The sequence below is a fragment of the Kitasatospora sp. NPDC004723 genome (genome assembly GCF_040609255.1).
In the GTDB taxonomy this organism is placed as follows: Bacteria; Actinomycetota; Actinomycetes; order Streptomycetales; family Streptomycetaceae; genus Kitasatospora.
Genome location: NZ_JBEXJT010000002.1, coordinates 247,667 through 266,001, shown reverse-complemented (window position 1 = coordinate 266,001; position 18,335 = coordinate 247,667). Strand labels below are relative to the sequence as shown.

Annotated in this window: 15 protein-coding genes and 1 pseudogene; 5 read left to right on the top strand and 11 right to left on the bottom strand. The window is 71.2% G+C overall.

Annotated elements, in window-relative coordinates:
* The first annotated feature begins 9 nt into the window (after window positions 1–9).
* On the top strand, window positions 10–1,038 hold the full coding sequence (locus ABZW10_RS04235; RefSeq protein ID WP_355359602.1) for an alpha/beta hydrolase: 1,029 nt from the start codon (window positions 10–12) through the stop codon (window positions 1,036–1,038).
* Between the two features lie 75 nt (window positions 1,039–1,113).
* On the opposite strand, the gene ABZW10_RS04230 is transcribed toward ABZW10_RS04235, so the two are convergent.
* The 4 genes and pseudogenes from ABZW10_RS04230 to ABZW10_RS04215 all read right to left on the bottom strand — a co-directional run bounded on the left by ABZW10_RS04230 (window position 1,114) and on the right by ABZW10_RS04215 (window position 4,996).
* Entirely contained in the window at window positions 1,114–1,533 is a 420-nt protein-coding gene (locus ABZW10_RS04230) for an SRPBCC family protein (protein WP_355359600.1), read from the bottom strand.
* A 58-nt stretch (window positions 1,534–1,591) separates the two neighbouring features.
* Entirely contained in the window at window positions 1,592–2,602 is a 1,011-nt protein-coding gene (locus ABZW10_RS04225) for an aldo/keto reductase (RefSeq protein WP_355359597.1), read from the bottom strand.
* Between the two features lie 245 nt (window positions 2,603–2,847).
* Window positions 2,848–2,981, bottom strand: a pseudogene (locus ABZW10_RS04220) ((2Fe-2S) ferredoxin domain-containing protein); the annotation flags it as partial.
* Window positions 2,978–4,996 (bottom strand): heavy metal translocating P-type ATPase, encoded by a 2,019-nt coding sequence (locus ABZW10_RS04215; protein ID WP_355359594.1) that lies wholly within the window; start codon window positions 4,994–4,996, stop codon window positions 2,978–2,980. The pseudogene ABZW10_RS04220 and the gene ABZW10_RS04215, both read right to left, overlap by 4 nt.
* Before the next feature lie 104 nt (window positions 4,997–5,100).
* Here ABZW10_RS04215 and ABZW10_RS04210 point away from each other — a divergent pair, with 104 nt between their 5' ends.
* From ABZW10_RS04210 to ABZW10_RS04200, 3 genes are all read left to right on the top strand, one after another.
* Entirely contained in the window at window positions 5,101–5,508 is a 408-nt protein-coding gene (locus ABZW10_RS04210; protein ID WP_355359591.1) for a metalloregulator ArsR/SmtB family transcription factor, read from the top strand.
* A gap of 185 nt (window positions 5,509–5,693) precedes the next feature.
* Complete coding sequence (locus tag ABZW10_RS04205; protein WP_355359588.1) at window positions 5,694–6,263, top strand: hypothetical protein; 570 nt, start codon at window positions 5,694–5,696, stop codon at window positions 6,261–6,263.
* Window positions 6,264–6,312: 49 nt separating this feature from the next.
* On the top strand, window positions 6,313–6,834 hold the full coding sequence (locus ABZW10_RS04200; RefSeq protein WP_355359586.1) for a DUF6529 family protein: 522 nt from the start codon (window positions 6,313–6,315) through the stop codon (window positions 6,832–6,834).
* Window positions 6,835–6,957: 123 nt separating this feature from the next.
* Here the strand turns inward: ABZW10_RS04200 and ABZW10_RS04195 are convergent, their stop codons facing one another.
* The 6 genes from ABZW10_RS04195 to ABZW10_RS04170 form a co-directional block, all read right to left on the bottom strand.
* On the bottom strand, window positions 6,958–7,506 hold the full coding sequence (locus ABZW10_RS04195) for a TetR family transcriptional regulator (RefSeq protein ID WP_355359583.1): 549 nt from the start codon (window positions 7,504–7,506) through the stop codon (window positions 6,958–6,960).
* A 104-nt stretch (window positions 7,507–7,610) separates the two neighbouring features.
* Window positions 7,611–9,287 (bottom strand): glycoside hydrolase family 13 protein, encoded by a 1,677-nt coding sequence (locus tag ABZW10_RS04190; RefSeq protein ID WP_355359580.1) that lies wholly within the window; start codon window positions 9,285–9,287, stop codon window positions 7,611–7,613.
* Window positions 9,284–10,720, bottom strand: coding sequence for a glycoside-pentoside-hexuronide (GPH):cation symporter (locus tag ABZW10_RS04185; RefSeq protein ID WP_355359577.1), 1,437 nt, complete (start codon window positions 10,718–10,720; stop codon window positions 9,284–9,286). Before ABZW10_RS04185 ends, ABZW10_RS04190 begins: the two co-directional genes overlap by 4 nt.
* A gap of 670 nt (window positions 10,721–11,390) precedes the next feature.
* On the bottom strand, window positions 11,391–12,626 hold the full coding sequence (locus ABZW10_RS04180) for a condensation protein (protein WP_355359574.1): 1,236 nt from the start codon (window positions 12,624–12,626) through the stop codon (window positions 11,391–11,393).
* Window positions 12,627–13,258: 632 nt separating this feature from the next.
* A complete protein-coding gene (locus ABZW10_RS04175) occupies window positions 13,259–13,585 on the bottom strand; it encodes a thioredoxin domain-containing protein (RefSeq protein ID WP_355359571.1) in 327 nt (108 codons plus the stop codon).
* A gap of 77 nt (window positions 13,586–13,662) precedes the next feature.
* The gene (locus tag ABZW10_RS04170) at window positions 13,663–15,666 is read right to left on the bottom strand and encodes an alkyl sulfatase dimerization domain-containing protein (protein WP_355359568.1); all 2,004 of its coding nucleotides are present in this window, start codon (window positions 15,664–15,666) and stop codon (window positions 13,663–13,665) included.
* 419 nt (window positions 15,667–16,085) lie between these two features.
* Here ABZW10_RS04170 and ABZW10_RS04165 point away from each other — a divergent pair, with 419 nt between their 5' ends.
* A complete protein-coding gene (locus ABZW10_RS04165; protein ID WP_355359565.1) occupies window positions 16,086–16,286 on the top strand; it encodes a hypothetical protein in 201 nt (66 codons plus the stop codon).
* Window positions 16,287–16,616: 330 nt separating this feature from the next.
* Here ABZW10_RS04165 and ABZW10_RS04160 read toward each other — a convergent pair whose 3' ends face one another.
* Window positions 16,617–18,311, bottom strand: a complete 1,695-nt coding sequence (locus ABZW10_RS04160) for an alpha/beta fold hydrolase (protein WP_355359562.1) — start codon at window positions 18,309–18,311, stop codon at window positions 16,617–16,619.
* Between the last annotated feature and the right edge of the window lie 24 nt (window positions 18,312–18,335).

Sequence of the window (18,335 nt, the reverse complement as noted above, 5' to 3'; positions counted from 1 at the left end):
ACACGCCCGATGATCACCGATCGACTGATCACCACCGAGCGGCTGACCGTGAACCACGCCGAGATCGAGGGCCGCACCGGCGAGCCGGTGGTCCTGGTCCACGGCAACGTCTCCTCCGGCGTGTTCTGGCACCCGACCATGGCCGACCTGCCCGAGCGCTACCGCCCGCTGGCGCCCGACCTGCGCGGCTTCGGCGGCACCGAGCCGCTGCCGGTGGACGCCACCCGGGGCCTGCGCGACCACAGCGAGGACCTGCTCTCCTACCTCCAGGAACTGTCCCTCGGCCCGGTGCACCTGGTCGGCTGGAGCATGGGCGCCGGGGTGGCGCTGCAACTGCTGCGCGACCACCCGGAGCTGGTCCGCTCGCTCACCCTGGTCAACCCGGTCTCCCCGTACGGCTTCGGCGGCACCCACGGGGTGGACGGAAAGCTCAACTCGCCCGACGGCGCGGGTTCCGGCGCCGGCACCGCGGCCGCGGAGTTCGTCCGGCTGCTGGGCGAGGGCGAGTCGGGCGCCGGGTCGCCGTTCGCGCCGCGTTCGGTGCTGGACACCGCCTACGTCAGCGCGCCGCTGGCCGAGCCGGAGCGCTATGTGGCCGCCATGCTGACCACCCGGACCGGGGAGGACCACTACCCCGGCGACAGCCGGCCGAGCGACACCTGGCCGGGCGTCGCGCCCGGCGAGCGGGGCGTACTCAACTCCATGGCGCCGGTCCACTTCCGGATCGACGACCTGGAACTGGTCGAGCCGAAGCCGCCCGTCCTGTGGATCCGCGGTTCGGCCGACGTGATCGTCTCCGACACCTCGCTGTTCGACCTCGCCCACCTCGGGGCGATCGGCGCGGTCCCCGGCTGGCCCGGCGCGGACGTCTGCCCGGCGCAGCCGATGGTGGCGCAGACCCGCGCCGTCCTCGACCGCTACGCCGCCGCCGGCGGGCGGGTGCGCGAGGTGGTCGTCGAGGGCGCCGGGCACAGCGTGCACCTGGAGCGGCCGAAGGAATTCCTGGCCGCGCTGGTGGAGGTGCTGGACGGGGCCTGACGACGCGGCCGTCACAGCCCCGTGGCCCCGGTCCGCCGCTGTGCGGGCCGGGGCCACGGGGCTGTGCGGTGCCGTTCAGCCGGCGAGGGTCCGGTGGAGGGCGTCGAGGCCGTCGGCGTAGATGCCGGTGAAGAGGTCGACGACCTCCTGCTCGGTGGCGTTCACCGGGTTGAACCGGCCGGACCACTGGACCTCGGCGAGGTCGTCGCGGCCGGGGACGGTGTGGACGCGGATGGTGGAGACGTAGCCGTCGACCGGGAAGGGGGCCTGGAGGATGGCGTAGCTGTACTGGCGCTCGGTCTCGTTGAAGTCGACGAGGCGCTCGACGATGACCTCGCCCTCGGGGTTCTTGAGGCTGCGGACGCGGCCGCCCTGGGAGGCGACGCTCTCGGGGATGTAGGGGAGCCAGTCGGGGAGGGCGTCGAAGCCGCCGATGAGGTTCCAGACCTTCTCGGGGGCGGCGGGGACGGTGCGGCTGACGGAGGTGGAGGCCATGGTGACTTCTCCTGGTGGGGGCGTGTGAGGGGTGTGGGGGTGCAGGGGCTGGGGGTGCTCAGGCGCCGTTGGGCAGCGGGGCGGCCGGGCTGACCAGGCCGGCGGCGCGCAGGTCGGTCCAGAACGCGGCCGGGACGGTCTCGTTCAGCGCGGCGACGTCCTCGGCGATGCGGCTGGGCTTGGTCGCGCCGGGGATGACGGCGGCGGTGGCGGGGTGGGCGAGAGAGAACTGGAGGGCGGCGGCCTTGATGGAGACGCCGTGCGCGGCGGCGAGGTCCTTGAGCCGGCCGACGCGCTCGATGATCTGCGGCGGGGCGGCCTGGTACTCGAAGTGGGTGCCGCCGGCCAGGATGCCGGAGCTGTAGGGGCCGCCGACGACCATGTCGACGTTCTGCTCCTGGGCCATCGGCAGCAGGCGCTGCAGGGCGTGGTCGTGGTCGAGGAGGGTGTAGCGGCCGGCGAGCAGGAAGCCGTCGGGCTGCGGCTCGTCGAGGGCGAGGGTCAGCTCGATGGGCTCGGTCTTGTTGACGCCCAGGCCCCAGGCCTTGATGACGCCCTCGTCGCGCAGGCGGGACAGGACGCGGAAGGCGCCGGTGCGGGCCTCCTCGAACTTCTGGAGCCAGGCGTCGCCGTGGAAGTCCTGGGCGATGTCGTGCACCCAGACGATGTCCAGGCGGTCGGTGCCCAGGCGCTTGAGGCTGTCCTCGATGGAGCGCTCGGCGGCGTCGGCCGTCCACACGTGGAGCATCTTGTTGGGGTTGCCGTGCTCGAACAGGCCGCCCTTCTCGCCGAGGTCGCGGGCGCCCTCCTCCTTCTCGTCGAGGATGACGCGGCCGACCTTGGTGGACAGCACGTAGGCGTCACGGGGCTTGGTGGACAGGACCTCGCCCAGGCGCTCCTCGGCGAGGCCGGCGCCGTAGAACGGGGCGGTGTCGTAGTAGCGGACACCCTGCTCCCAGGCGGCCTCGACGGTGGCGGCAGCCTCCTCGTCGGGGATCGCGCGGAACATGTTGCCGAGCGGGGCGGTGCCGAAGCCGAGCTTGCCGGGAAGGATCTTCTTCAGGGACATGACAGTACCTTTTCGATCAGCATGGCCGAGGACGCGGCGGCGTCCCGGGCGCAGGGGGTGAGACATGAAGGGGTGGATGCCTCAAGGGGCGGACGCAGGGCGTTCCAGATAGATGCGGAAGCGCCTTACATGTGAAGACAATAGTTGCAGACGCTCACTATTGCAAATGCTCAACCGCCACCGGGTTCCGGTGGCGGTCGCCCGGGGCAACCCCCGACGCCGGCCAGTAGCCGGCCGCCCAGCCCGGCGGGCTGGGCGGCGTGATCGAGGCCGGGAGCCTTCGGCGTACCGCGGCAGCAGCCCCGGCAGACGGTCACGGTGCAGCGGGCCGCCGCCCCGGGGCGGGAGCCGAGGCCTTCTCGCGCGCACGGCGGCTCACCGGCGGCCCTCGGCGGCGGCCCGCTTCCAGGCGGCGTCGCGCAGCAGGCGCAAGCCGTTCAGGCCGACGATCACGGTGGAGCCCTCGTGGCCGAGCACGCCCAGCGGCAGCGGCAGGGTGGCGACCAGGTCCCACACCACCAGCACGCCGATGAACACCGAGGCGATCACCAGGTTCTGCACCACGAAGGAGCGGGCCCGGCGGGAGAGCGCGACGACGGCGGGGACGGTGGCGAGTTCGTCGCGGACGATCACCGCGTCGGCGGTCTCCAGGGCGAGGTCCGACCCGGCCCGGCCCATCGCGAGGCCGGTGTGCGCGGCCGCGAGCGCGGGGGCGTCGTTGACACCGTCGCCAAGCACCAGCACCTTGCGCCCGGCCGCCTCCCACTCCTTCACCGCGGCGACCTTGTCCTGCGGCAGCAGCCCCGCCCGGATGTCCGTGATGCCCACCTCGCCGGCCAGGCGCTTCGCGGCGCGCGGGTTGTCGCCGGTCAGCAGGACCGGAGCGGTCCCGGTCAGCGCGGTCAGCGCGCCGACGGTTGCGGGGGCGTCCGGACGCAGGCGGTCCGCGATGCCGAGGACACCGGCCGGGACGCCGTCGACCTCGACGAGGACCGCGGTGCGACCGCCGTCCTCCAGCTCGGCCGCGATGGCGGCGGCCCGGGCGCGGATGCCACTGTCGGTGCCTCCCCCGCCCTCCGGCCGGCAGACGCCTCCCCGCAGCCGGGCCGGGGCACCGACGGCGACGACGCGGCCCTCGACGGTGGCGGTCACACCGATGCCGGGGGCGGAGGAGAAGTCCTCCGCCGCGGCCGGGGTGAGCCCGCGGGTGCGGGCGGCCTCCACGATCGCGCGGGCGAGCGGGTGCTCGCTGGGGTGCTCGGCCGCCGCTGCGAGTGCCAGCAGCTCCTCCGCGGTGAAGCCGGTCCCGACCAGGGGACGGATGTCGGTGACGCGCGGAGTGCCCTCGGTGAGCGTGCCGGTCTTGTCCAGAGCGACCGCATCGACCTGGCCCAGGCGCTCCATCACCACGGCCGACTTGACCAGCACACCGTGCCGTCCGGCGTTGGCGATCGCGGAGAGCAGCGGCGGCATGGTGGCCAGCACCACGGCGCAGGGGGAAGCGACGATCATGAACGTCATCGCCCGCAGCAGCGAGCCGGTGAAAGCGGCGCCGAAGGCCAGCGGGACGGCGAAGACCGCAAGGGTGGCGACGACCATGCCGATCGAGTACCGCTGCTCGACCTTCTCGATGAACAGCTGCGTCGGCGCCTTGGTCTCGGACGCCTCCTCGACCATCGTCACGATGCGGGCGATCACCGAGTCGGAGGCGTCCCGCTCGACCTTCACCCGCAGCGCGCCGGTGCCGTTGAGGGTGCCGGCGAACACCTCGTCGCCGGTCGTCCTGGCGACCGGAAGCGGCTCGCCGGTGATGGTGGCCTGGTCGACGTCGCTCGCGCCGTCCAGCACCCGCCCGTCGGCGCCGATCCGCTCGCCCGGCCGGACCAGGATCGTGTCGCCGACGGCCAGGTGACCGGTCGGCACGGTCTCCTCGGTGCCGCCGTCGAGCAGCCGGGTCGCCGTCGTGGGGGCGAGGTCGAGCAGTCCGCGCACCGAGTCGGCGGTGCGGGCGGTGGCGATCGCCTCCAGCGCACCGGAGGTGGCGAAGATGACGATCAGCAGCGCGCCGTCCATCACCTGCCCGACCGCCGCCGCGCCCAGCGCCGCGACGATCATCAGCAGGTCGACGTCGAGCGTCTTCTCCCGCAGTGCCTGAAGGCCCGCCCAGGCCGGCTCCCACCCCCCGGTCGCGTAGGCGAGCGCGTACAGCGGCCCCCACGCCCAGGCCGGGGCGCCGGTCAGCTGCAGCGGCAACGCGATCAGGAACAGCACCAGCGAGGCGGCGGCCCACCGGGCCTCCGGCAGGGCGAAGATCCGCGTGCGCCGCCGGGGCGCGACAGTCTCGGGCGCCGCGGCAACCGCGGAAGCGGAGCGCTCGGTCAGGGTGGAGGACATGGCAGGCAGGACCCTTCGCACAGGCCATGGGCAGGATCAACGACTCAACTCACAATACAGGAACATATGAACAGCTCTTCATTTATGGTCTGTAGTATTGGCCCATGGGTCATGGAGCCGCTCCCCCGAAGAACGCCGTCCCGCGCACACGCCTGGACGCGTCCAACGCCGCCCGGGTGGCCAACACTCTCCAGGCCCTGGCCACACCGTCCCGACTGCTGATCCTCGCCCGCCTGCGCGAAGGCCCCTGCGCCGCCACCGAACTCGCCCACGAGGCCGGCATGGAACAGTCCGCCTGCTCCCACCAGCTTCGTCTGCTGCGCAACCTCGGCCTGGTCGTCGGCCGGCGCCAGGGCCGCTCGGTCGTCTACGCGCTGCACGACAGCCACGTCGCCGAACTCCTCGACCAGGCCGTCTACCACACCGAGCACCTGCGCCTCGGCCTGAGCGACGCTGCCGAGGCCGAGGCCGAGGCTGACGGATCGGACCCGGCGCTCGACCCCACGACCTGACCGGCCCTCCCCGCACCCCTCACCGCCACCGACCCGGCGGCGATCACCCATCCGGCGCCGCGCCTTCGTCCGATCGGCTTCACCCGCGTCCCCCGACGCGCTGACTGTCCGGCGCGCCGCCGGGGCCGCGTCGGGCCGCTCTGGCCGTAGTGGTGCCCAGAGTCCTCGACCCGCCGGAGAGCCCCATGAACCAGCGCCGCCTCGCGGCCGTCTCGCTCGCCGCCGTCACCCTGCTCACCGCGGTGTGCGGCGGTTGCTCCAGCAGCAAATCGACCACCAGCCAGTCAAGCCCCTCCCCCGCCGCGACGCAGCCGACCAGCACCGCCACCAGCACCGCGACGAGTACCGCCACGAGTACCGCCACGAGCAGCCCGACCGGTGCGGTCGGCGCCGCGATCGTCGCGACAGCACCCATCGGCCAGTTCGGCGACATCCTGGTCGACTCCCAGGGCATGACCCTCTATCTCTTCGAGAAGGACACCTCCACCGCCTCCACCTGTTACGGCGACTGCGCCGCGGCCTGGCCGCCGGCCCTCACCGAGGGCGCCCCCACCGCCGCCCACGGCGCCGACCAGACCAAGCTGTCCACGAGCACCCGCACCGACGGCAAGACCCAGATCGTCTACAACGGCCACCCGCTCTACCACTTCCAGGGCGACAAGGCCCAGGGCGACACCAACGGCCAGGAGTCCACCGCCTTCGGCGCCAAGTGGTACGTCGTGAACCCGGCCGGCAACAAGGTCGAGAGCAGCTGATCCGGTGACCGGCGACGAGCGCCCGGCGTCCGGACGAACGCTACGGGCCGTGCTCTGGGCGCTCCCGCCGGTCGCGGTCGTGGTCGGCGTGTTCTGGTTCGGCCGCGCCCACACTCCCGCCTACGCCACCGCCCTGTTCGGCGCCCGATTCGGTGACGCCCAGCAGCTGAAGGCCGAGCTCGGCACCGCCCTGCTCGGCCTCGCCCTGATCCAACTGCTGCTCGCTCTCTGGCTGTACGGGCGACTCCCCGGCCTGGGAGCGGCACCACGACCGGTCGGCCGGATCCACCGGCTCGGCGGCCTCGCCGCCTTCCTGCTCTCCCTGCCGATCGCCCGGCACTGCCTGGTCGCCTACGGGGTGCAACTGACCGACGCCCGCATCAGCCTGCACTCACTGAGCGGCTGCTTCCTCTACGGAGCCTTCGTCGCCAAAGTGATCGTCGTCCGCCACCGACGGCTGCCCGGCTGGGCCCTGCCCACCGCCGGCGGCGCCCTCGTCCTCACCATCGCACTGCTCTGGTACTCCGCGGCGCTCTGGTACCTCAACGGCTACCATGCCCCGGGCTTCTAGCCACAACAACGGCCCGCGCGAGGAGACGGTGGCCACGCTCGCCGAGGCCGTCTCCGTCCGGAGCGTGAACCCGACGTATCCGCATCGACGGCACGGTGAGCCGCGGTACCGAACGCCCAGGGTTCAGCGGGCGCCGAGTCCGGCCAGTCGCTGGAGGGCGTGGCGCATCTGATCGACGGTCTGCGGGCGTGTGTCCAGGGTGAGGTGCGTGGACGCGCCCTCGATGTACGTGTTGATCGCTCGGGCTGTTTCCTCGTCGAAGTGCGCCCGGAGTGCGGTGAATCCGGCGTCGATCATCTCGTGGACCAGCGGGCGGAATTCGGCGCGGCGAGAGGCGATGGCGTACAGCTCGTACGTGAGATGGTAGATGTTCTGGTCCTCGCCGAAGTCGTCGTAGATGAGCGAGATCACCGCATCGATGGCGTCGGCGGGTCCTTCGGTGTGCTGGAACCTCTTCCGGACGATGTCGCGGATCCGCTGGGTGAAGCGGTGGAACGCCTCGTAGAGGAGTTCGTCGATGCCGGAGAAGTGATACGTCATCGAGCCGAGCGGGACTCCGGTGCGCTTGGCGACCGCTCGGTGGGACGTTCCCGCCACGCCCTGTTCCGCGATGCAGTCGACGGCGGCGTCAATGATGCGGTCCCGACGTCCCGCGTCGACTTGCCTGGCCATTCGGTTCCGCCTCCGGACTGCGTATGGGCTGCGCGTTGTACGGGGACGATCGTACGCGAGCCGACACGGCGGGTGGCCGCCCCGTCGGGCGACCACCCGCTGGTCTAGTCCGTCAACCAGACGGCGCAGTCGGCGGGAAGGAGGTCCGTCACGCCGTCCGCGCTCGCCACGAGCACTCGCGCGCTCGCGGGAATCGGCCAGGGCTCGGAGCCGAGGTTGAGCACGATCCGGGTGGTTCCCCGATCGTTGGTGACGTCCAGTGCCACGACGTCCGCTCGGAGGTCGACGAGCGCGAGCGACCCGTTCCCCAGCTGTCGCTGCCGCCGTACGGCGAGCAGGCTCCGGTAGAGCTCCAGCGTGGAGCCGTCGCGGCCGCGTTGCCGGTCCACGGCGTAGTCGCCGAAGTCGGCGGGCTGCGGAAGCCACGAGGCGCCGGTGTCGTTGAAGCCGAACGCCGGGGCGTCCTTCTTCCAGGGGATCGGCACCCGGCATCCGTCGCGGCCGAGGCGGTGCCCGCCCCCACGAAGGAAGTCGGGGTCGGTGCGGGCCTCGGCGGGGAGCTCGATCACCTCTCGAAGGCCGAGTTCCTCACCTTGGTACAGATACGAGCTGCCGGGGAGGGCGAGCATGAGCGCCGTCGCCGCCCGCGCCCTGCGCAGCCCGAGTCCGGTGTCCGGCCGGGGCTCGGTGGCCTTGAGGATCCACGGCGCCATCGTCGGGTCGGCCCGCACGAGCCGGGTCGCATGACGAATGACGTCGTGGTTCGAGAGCACCCAGGTCGCCGGCGCGCCGACGGAGTCCGCGTTCCGCAGCGTGGTCCTGATCTGCGCCCGCAGGGCATCGGCGTCCCAGGTCGCGCGCATGTAGTCGAAGTTGAACGCCTGCTGGAACTCGTCCGCTCGCACATACAGGGCGAGCCGGTCGTGGGGCGTCACCCAGGCCTCCGCGACCATCGCCCGCTCCCCGGGGTAGCTGTCGAGGATCGCCCGCCACTGCTGGTAGATGTCGTGGACGCCGTCCTGGTCGGCGAACGGCACGGCGTTGGTGGGGAGCGCGCCCCTGTTGTACGCGTCCCAGTCGGCATCGAAGTCCAGAAGGCCCGGCGCCTTGACCAGGTGGTGCGCGACGTCGATCCGGAAGCCGTCGACGCCCCGGTCCAGCCAGAACCTCAGTGTCCCCGCGAACATCTCCCGTACTTCGGGATTCTCCCAGTTGAGATCGGGCTGCTTTCGGTCGAAGAGGTGCAGGTACCACTCCCCGTCCGCCACCTGCGTCCACGCCGGTCCACCGAACTCGCTGGGCCAGTTGTTCGGCACCCCGGGCGAGTCGACGAACCAGTACCGGTCACGCTCGGGAGAACCCGGACCGGCTGCGAGTGCCGCCTGGAACCAGGGATGCTCGTCACTGGTGTGATTGGGCACGATGTCGATGATCACCCGGATACCGAGCGCGTGTGCGGTCGCGATCAGGTCATCGGCATCGGCGAGAGTTCCGTACATCGGATCGACGTCGCGGTAGTCGGCGACATCGTAGCCGCCGTCCGCCTGCGGGGAAGGATAGAAGGGGGAGATCCAGATCGCGTCGACACCGAGGTCGTGAAGGTAGGCGAGGCGGTTCTTGATGCCGCCGAGATCGCCGTTCCCGTCGCCGTCCGAGTCGGCGAACGAGCGCGGGTACACCTGGTAGATCACCGCGGTGCGCCACCATTCCGCGGTACCGAAGGCGTCATGTATGTGTTCGACGGCGGAATCGGGTGTCGCGTGGTGCGTTCGCGGGCTCATGCCGCGCCCTCCGGAGCGGGAGAAACGGACTCGGCGCGGCGCTTGCGCAGGTCCGCGAGGATCTGCGGGTGCTCCTTGTCGAGGTGGTAGAAGGCCAGGACGGCGGCCATCGCGATGGCGAAGATCAGGGGCAGCCATATGAAGACGAAGTCGATCGCACCGAGGGCGGATGCCGGCTGGTTCGCGCCGCCGCCCTCCCGGAAACCGCCGAATCCGAGCATCCAGCCGATGGCGACACCGCCGAGGGCGCCGCCGATCTTCTGCCCGATGGTCGCGCCCGCGAAGACGAGCCCTTCCGCGCGAATACCGCTGCGCCACTCCTCGTACTCGATCGTGTCGGCGACCATGCCGAACAGAACCGCGAACATGCTGCCCACGCCGACGCCGCCGATCGAGAGGCCGGTGAGGACGACCGGAAGCGCCGTGGGGGCCGTCGCGATGACCAGTTGCCCCACGACCATCGCGGCGCATCCGAGCAGCGAGATGTTGCGCTTGCCGATCCGCCTCACCAGGGGGATGGCGAGGAACACACCGGCGAATTCGACGATCGTGCGGAACGTGAAGAGCATCGTCGCGAGGTTCTCGTCACCGAGCGCGTACTGGGCGTAGTACGGGTAGACCCCGACAAGGCCGTACGCCGACAGCAGCAGGATCCCGAGGAGTGTGAGCTGGAGCCAGTACTTGTTGCGCAGCAGCGACGCGAGACCCTCACGGGTCGTGAACGGACGGCCCGCCGCCACGGCGGGGGTGGCCGCGTCGGACGAACCGGCCTCGTCCGGCGCGCGATGCGAACCGATGCGCTCCTTGCAGAACACGAACACGATGGAAAAGAGGACGACGGCAAGTCCGCCGTACAGGGAGAAGGTCAGCGTCCACGCGCCGGCGCCTCCCCCGAACGCGTCGACGAGGGGCATGGTGAGCGCGGCGACGATGAGCGTCCCCACATACGCGCCGACCATGCGGAACGTGCTCAACAGGCCGCGTTCCCCGGAGTCTTCGGTCATCAGAGCGCTGAGAGCCCCGTAGGGGATGTTCATCGCGGTATAGATGACGACACCGGAGAGCATGTAGGTCGCGAATGCGTAGACTATCTTCCCGGTCTCGCCGAGGTCCGGCGCCGAGAACAGAAGTGCCGCACTCACGCCATAAGGAACGGCGAGGAAGAGCAGCCACGGCCGGGCTTTTCCGAACCGCGAGGTGAGCTTCTCCATCAGGACGCCGACGGCAAGGTCCCAGACTCCGTCAAGCAGGCGGGCCACCAGGAACATCGTGCCGACGGTAGCTGCCGGAATTCCGACGACCTCGGTGTAGAAGAACATGAGGTATGTGCCCGTGGCGACATACACGAGGTTGAACGCGAGGTCGCCGGTCGAGTAAGCGACTTTCTCCGGAAATGGGACACGGCCTGTCGCCGAGCCGCCGATTCTTGACATCACAAACGGTCCTTTCGAGGCTCCGGAAGAGCGCCTCGTCGCTGAGGTGAGGAAAGGCATGCGTTGCGCACACGCACCCCGCTTCATGGGCGGTACGCGGAGTCGCTGTCGGCGGCCGTTCACGCCGAGATGATGTACGACCGTACATCATCGATGTGTACGACCGTACATCAAGCGTTCGTCCCGCGCTAGCCTGGTATTTCGTGAGCCGATGCGGCTTTCGTCCAGCGCCTCGACCCGACGGCCGGAGGTCGTCGGCCACCCCTGCGGCCTACCAGGACCGCCGCGGGTGGCCTGTCCTCACCCGCCCGCGCAACCAGGTCCCCGCGCGGGCACCGGGACTCGCCCACGCCCTGGTCGTCCGCAGTGAGCGCGCCCACCTAGACGGCGCGGACGACAGCGACGCGCCGAACCGAGCAGTTCGACACCACGCCACCCCGACGACCAGACCTGAGTCGGCTCATTCCGCGCCCGGCCCTGACCCGTCGTTTCCGGCGTCGGGTGCGGGGTGGAAGCCGCGGCCGCAGCGGGGGTGGGAGATCGGCCACTGCGCAGCGTCATCAACGGTGGTCAGGGTCCGGGCGGCCTTGTCGGGGTCGGGGTGGCTGGACGGTCTACTGGGAGTGGCGCAGCAGGTCGCGGCCCTGTGCGGCCGGCGTCGCCGGTGCCGTCATCCGGCCGCCGCCTGCAGGGTGGCGCGGGCGGTACGGGCCACTTCGTCGATCTGGAGGTCGGTGTACCAGGCCCTGCTGTAGACCAGGTCGACGGTCAGGCGGCCGCGGTAGCGGCTGACGACCGCGAAGAGCATCGGCACGTGGCCCAGCGGGGCCAGCCGTACGTCGCCGATCCGCAGTCCTGCGGGCAGAACCGGTTCGGCAATGGTTCCGACGTTGGTGATGACCAGGCTGGGCGGGTGCTGGTCGAGCATGTAGGGGAAGGCCGCCAGCTCCATCGCCGCGGCCCCGCTCTCCAGGTCCGCGCGCAGTCGGGCGTCCAGGTCGCGTCCGACGTCGACCGGGTGGGCGTGGTCGTCGACCATGAGGCGGATGGAGGTCGTGGTGGCCGCCGACTGCAGGACCTCGGTCGGGATCGGTGGGGAGAGTCTGCGGCGCATGTCCACGGCCGTGGTGCACAGCAGCCGCATCGGTCCGCGGGCGGGGAACAGGGTGCGCAGGCTGGTCAGCAGGATGCCGCTGACCAGCGCGTTGACCGTGAGATCGGCGTCGTGGGCACGCTGTACGAGCCGTTCGCAGCGGTCGGCGTCGACGTCGATGCCGATGACGCGGAAGCTCGGATCGGTGCCGGGGCCGCCGTTGAGGGAGGCGTGGGCGGGCAGGAGCGCGGGCGGGGACTCGGTATCCACCCGGGCCCGCTCGGCGACGAAGTCGCGCAGTTCCCGCGCGGGGAAGCGGGCCGCGAGCAGATCGTCGAGCGCCGGGCCCAGGACCGGCTGGACGGGGGCGGCGGCCACGTGTCGGCCGGCGGCCAGGTCAGCGTAGAAGGACCACAGGCGCCGATGGAGGGCCTGATAGCTCATCGCGTCGGCGAACGCCCGCGGCAGCGTCATTACCAGCCTGCTGCGGCCCTGACGGTTCGGCTCGCGCAGCAGCGTGACCCGCAGCAGTGGGCCCTGCTCCCAGGTGAGGGGCGCGTTGATCTCCTCCTGCAGATCAACGCCGCACCCCAGGACCGGCCCAGGATCGGCCGGGTGAATACGGACCAGCCGCCGACCCCGCTCGTCCGGGGCGGTGATCGCGCCGGCCAGGAGCGGATAGCAGGCCACCAGCCGGGCCAGCGCCCGCGACAGGACCCCCTCGTCCAGTTCTCCGATGACCTCACAGTGCAGGACCAGGCGAACCCCGGCCGCGGCGATGGCCGCCTCGTGCGGCGCCAGAGGACGCTCCACCACACTCCCCCTCTGTCTGCCCGACTGACAAGAGCACCCTCACTTCTGACGGCAACCGCAGACTCGAAATCGGCCCCGCTTCACCCGGACGAGCGACAGCGGCGACCTACGGACCCGCCCCTTCTGCGCCCGCGACCACAAGCCGATCCTCCGCCCGACGTTTGGACGAGGATCTGATCGGCCCACTCTTCCAGTTCCGCGACATCGGGGTGCCGGCGGGCAACCGCTGGACCACCCAGCATGACGGTGCCCGGTTCGGCACCGACTACCGCTCCCGCACAGCCATGGCCAAGGCCGACATCTTCGTCAACTCCCCCAACGAGACCGCCTACTTCTACCTCGACCTCGACCAGGCGGGCGAGCGCCGGCACCTGAGGGACCACCGCGGGCCGCAGGGCCGGGGCGCCGTCGAAGGCCGCCCCGGCCACCGGCCGCGCACAGGTGTCGGGCATCCGGCTCAGCACCGCCTTCTCGGGCTCGGTGGCGCTGAGGCCGTAGACGTACTTGGCGTCGGTCCACGCACCGGAGTAGGTGCACCAGCACGCCGTGGCCGACGGACACCAGGTGTCCGGGTTCCTGCCGCCTTTCGAGCGGTTGGAGCCGGCGGAGCGCACCAGCCGGCCGGGCTCGGCTCAGATGTTGCTGTTGAGCCATTCGGTGAGCTGTCCCTTGGAGAACGGGCCGACCCGGGTGGCGACGACCTTGCCGTTCTTGAAGAGCAGGTGGGTCGGAACGGCGTTGACGTTGTACTTCGGCGGTGTGGCGGGGCCGTTGTCGATGTCGTGGTTGGCGACGGTCAGGCGCCCGCCGAACTCGGCGGCGATCTGCGCGAGGACCTGCTGGGCCTGCTTGCTGGGCGCGGACCACTCCGCGAGGAAGGAGGCCAGGGCCGGGCCGGACGCCTTGACGACCGTGGCGTCGAAGGTGGCATCGGTGACCTGGACGACGGTGCCGCTCATGAAGCTCTCCCGAAGGTGTCGGCGCGGGCCCTGTCCCTTCCCCGCATTCGGGGAAGGGACAGGGCCCGCGGGTGGGGTCAGGGGGTGGTGAGGCCGAACCAGTACTCGAAGGTGTCGAGGAGGGTGTTGAGCGTGTCGAGCGGGTCGATGGTGCCGCTGGTGACGGTGAGGGAGCCGTCGGCGAGCAGCTGGTCGGGGGTGGCGGCAGCGATGGCGAGCCGGTTGAGGCCGTCGCGGGTGATGTCGTAGACGGCGTCGGCGGTGGCCGCGTCGAGGGTGCCGGGGTACTGGACGAGGACACCGTTGCGCACCCGCAGGGTGTAGGTGGTGGGGTCGTCCGGGATGCCGTCGGTGACGGTGAGACCGATGGTCAGGGGCTGGTCGGCGGCGTTGGGTCCGTTGAGGCGGATGCCGAGGTAGTCGAAGAGCATGTCCAGCGGCATCGCGGCGAGGACCGGCGGGGTGATGATCTGCGGGGAGGGCAGCGTGACGGGGCTGTCCACCGGGCGGACACGCAGTTCGTTGGCGGCGGCGAGGTAGAAGTTGCGCCACGGCCCGCTCTCGGCCTGGTAGCCGAGCTGTTCGAGGATGTCGGCCTGGAGGCCGCGGGCGCCGGTGTTCGTCGGGTCGGCGAAGACCACGTGGGTGAGGAGTTCGGCGGCGAACCGGTAGTCCTGGGCGGTCTTGGCGTTGTCGAAGGTCGACCGGGCGATGTCCACGACCTTGTCCGCGCCGCCGAAGGCGTCGACGTAGCGGGCTCCGGCCTCCTCGGGCGGCAGGGTGTGCAGGTGTGCGGCGTTGCCGTCGTACCAGCCGAGGTAGCGCTGGTAGACGGCCTTGGAGTCGTGGTTGACGGTGCCGTAGTAGCCCCGGTTGAACCACTGCCCGGCCAGCGACTCGGGTACGGCGCCGTCGAGCTCCTCGCCGATCTCCGCCATGGTCAGGCCCTGGTTGGCCAGGCGCAGCGACTGGTCGTGCAGGTAGCGGTACAGGTCGGCCTGGGAGGTGAGGAAGGAGCGGACCGTCTGCGGCTGCTCCTCGCTGTTCCAGCGGGGCCAGAAGTGGGAGGCGAACAGGGAGTCGGAGCGGTCGGCGTACCAGTCGGTGGACTGGATCAGGAACTGCGACCACGCCTTGGCGTCGCGGACCTGGGCGCCGCGCAGGCTGTAGAGGTTGTGGAGGGTGGGCGTGGCGTTCTCGGCCATGCACAGGGAGCGGATGTCGGGGAGGTAGAAGTTGAGTTCGGCCGGGGCCTCGGTGCCGGGGGTGAGCTGGAACTCGATGTTCACCGGCCCGAAGGCGTGGACGACGCCGGGGGCGGCGAGGTCGGAGGTGACGGTGAAGGTCGGGGCGAGCAGTCCCGAGGTGCCCAGGGAGTTGGCCTTGCCGAGGCCGGCGTCCACCTGGCCCTGCGCGGAGCGCTCCAGCAGGGAGCCGTACATGAACTGGGCGCGGCGCTGCATGGCGTTGCCCGCGTAGACGTTCTCGCTGACGGCGTGCTCCAGGAAGCCGTCGGGGGCGATGATCTCGACACCGTCCGGCAGAGCCCGGTCGTCCCACAGGCCCAGCACGCCGCCGTAGTGGTCGAGGTGGGAGTGGGTGAAGATCACCGCGCGGATCACCCGGTCGTCGCCCCGGTGCTCGCGGTAGAGCGCGAGCGCGGCGGCGGCGGTCTCCTCGCTGATGAGAGGGTCGACGACGACGATCTCCCGGGAGGTTCCGGTGGGGTCCTCCAGGAAGGTGATGTTGGACAGGTCCAGGCCCCGGACCTGGTAGACGGCGTTCTCGACGACCTCGAACAGGCCCGCGTTCATGTTGAGCAACGCATTGCGCCACAGGCTGGGGTTGACGGTGTCCGGGGCCTGGCCGGTGAGGAACTGGAACGGTTCCAGCGACCAGGCGGGCACCGGACCGCCGCCCTCCTTCTCGACGGTGAAGTCGGCGGGCAGCGCGGCGATCAGGCCCCGGGAGGCGAACGCGGCCTCCGCGTCGGTGTCCGGGTCGGGCACCACGACGGCGGCGTTCAGGTCCCTCGTCAGGGAGGTGGCGGGCTGGGTCTGGGCACGGTCGGGAAGAGCCACGGGCTTTCCACACCTTTCGTCGGCGGTCGGGGTGGCCGGTACGGCGCGCGGGGAGGAGGTGAGGGGCAGGCAGTTCGACGTCGTGGCACGGCGGCCGAACCGGCCTCACCTCCAACCAGGAAGCACGTTGCGTAGCGGCACGGACACACACGGTACGGGTGCGGTGTCGGGCTCCTGAAGTCCTGTTCCGGACAACCGGCCGACGAAATCGGCCGTCCGCCCGCCGCTCCGACGGGAACCTCCGCACCGCCGCCCCGGCGTGGCACTCCGGCCCCCCGGCCGCCCCAGGTCGGTCGGACCGTTCGGGCCCGGCGGCCACGAGCCGGGCCGTGGGCCACCGCCGTCGCTGGTCGGACGAGAGGACGTCGAGAATGCGGGTGCCGGTGTTCGCCTTGGCGGAACAGGCCGAAGGTCGTCCCGTGACCACCCGGGCACAGGATCCCTCCCGGCGGCGCTACCACCGGGGACTCACCTCCGAGGAAGCCGACCGGTTCCAGGGACTCGGCCACCGGTTCAGCGACCGGCGCGACCTCCTCGAACTCGCTGCCCGCTTCACCGGCGTCGACCGCCTGCCCGACATCCCACACCCCGAGCCCGGACCGGTCAACGCCGGTCAGTGACGCGCCTGCACCCTGCCTGACCCCGGCACCCGGAACGCCGGTGTCAGCGGCCGGCGGCGCTCGCCCGCACCGGCCTGTCCTACGATCCGAACGACCTGGGCACGACGAAAGCAGCCCGGATCGATCATCGGCAGGAGCCGGACCAGAGCGCGGCGTCCATGGCCCTGCCCGCCGACCGGCGTCGAAGCCCGGGCATCGCGGAACTGCCCGCGACCGAGGCCTGTGGAAGGTGAGCGGCCCGGCCCGGGTCGCGGAGTTGCTCCGCGGCCCGGGCCGGGCCGTCGACCGGTCGCGTTCGGGCGGCCCTCTACCGATGCACCCCCGGGTGGGTCAGTGGAGGTGGTGCAGCGGGAGGTCGAGGTAGGACTCGGCGCCCTTCGGGGAGGTGAGGTCGATGGTGGAGACCGGGGTGGCGGTAGCGGCCGAGGCGAAGAAGGGGTCGTGGGTGTCGATGACCAGCTGGAGCCGGTGGCCCCTGGGCACCACGTACTCGGCGGGCTGGAGGGGGAAGGTCACGGTGGTGGCCCGGCCCGCCTGTTCGGCCGTGAAGGTGTAGGGGGCGTGGGTGACGATGTGCGCCGTTCCGGTCACGGGGTTGTGGTCGAGCAGGTAGGCGACGATCGTGGCGTCCGCCTGCTGCGGCTTCACCGTCACCCGTAGTTCCGCACCACCGCGGACGCGCATGCTCTGCGGCAGCGGCACGGTGGCGAAGACGGCGGCCAGGCCCCGGTCGATCTCGGCGGTCCGGTAGGCGTGCGGCCGGCCCAGGCGCTCGGCCAGGCCGGTCCGGACGAGTTTCGGAGCGACGACGATGTCGGTGCCCTGGCCGGTGGCCTTCACCGAACGGGTCCAGCCCGCCGACGCGCTCCCCTGGACCAGTTGCCCGTCGCCGTTCCCGTCGGCCGCGTCGGCGAGGTGGAACCGGATCGCGGGCAGGGCGTAGTCCTCCCAGGAGGGGTGGCGGAGGTCGGAGAGGGGGTTGAACATGAACTCCGAACGGACGTCGAACCGCGGGGGCTCCCCGTCGCCGGCGCTGCCGCCCAGGTGGTGGTCCATCCATCGGTAGGCCATGTCGGTGGGCTTGGCGGGAAGTCCGACCAGGCCGGGGAGTTCGGCGTTGCCGTGGTCGCCGACCTGCACGAGAAGCGTCTTGGGGCCGGTCAGGCCGTTGTGGAAGTCGATGACGGCGGGCACGGAGAAGATGGTCTCGTGCCAGCTGGTGGTCAGCAGGACGGGCGTCGCGGCCTGGTTGTACGCCTCCAGGTAGGCGCTGGGCGACCGTACCGCGGCGAACTCCCTCACCTGGTCGTCGATGGTGTTGGCGCGGATCTTCTGGATGATCTCGCGGAACTCCGGCGAGCACCGGTCCTCGCCGAAGAGCTGGACGAGCGCCTCGAACGCCTTGAGGTGACGCGTGCCGTTCTCGTACAGCGAGGTGAAGAGGTCGGCCCAGGCGCTGGTGCCCGCGACGGCCCTGATCCGCCGGTCCTTCGCGGCGGCGAGCAGGCTCGTGCCGGCGCCGTACGAGGAGCCGAAGAAGCCGATCCGCTCCGGGTCGACGCCGTCGGTCCGGAGCAGCCAGTCGATGACCGCGGCGGCGTCGGCGACGTCCTGCGGTCCGGCGACGTGGATCTCGCCCGTGGACTTGGCGAGACCGCGCTGGCTGTAGGCCAGGACGACGTAGCCGCCCCGCGCCCAGTGGGTGATCATGCCGAGGTAGGCCCGGTGTCCGATGTCGACCAGCGGGGCGGGCAGGACGACCGCGGGGCAGGTCTGCCCGGCGGCGAGGTCGCGCGGAACGCTGAGCGAGGCGTCGAGCTGCGTGCCGTCCGCCAGGGGGATCGCGGTCTCCGAGTACCGGGCGATCGCCGCGTACTCCTCGTGGTCGTCAGCCAGGCCCCACTGGTCCAGTCGGCCGATCCGGCTCGGCGACGGGTCCAGCAGCGCCTCGCGGATCGCTTCCAGCCTGGCGAGATCATCGGCGCCGAGCGCGAACAGGGTCTCCGGGGCTGTGTCAAAGGACATGGCTGTACCGGCCTTCTGCGAAAG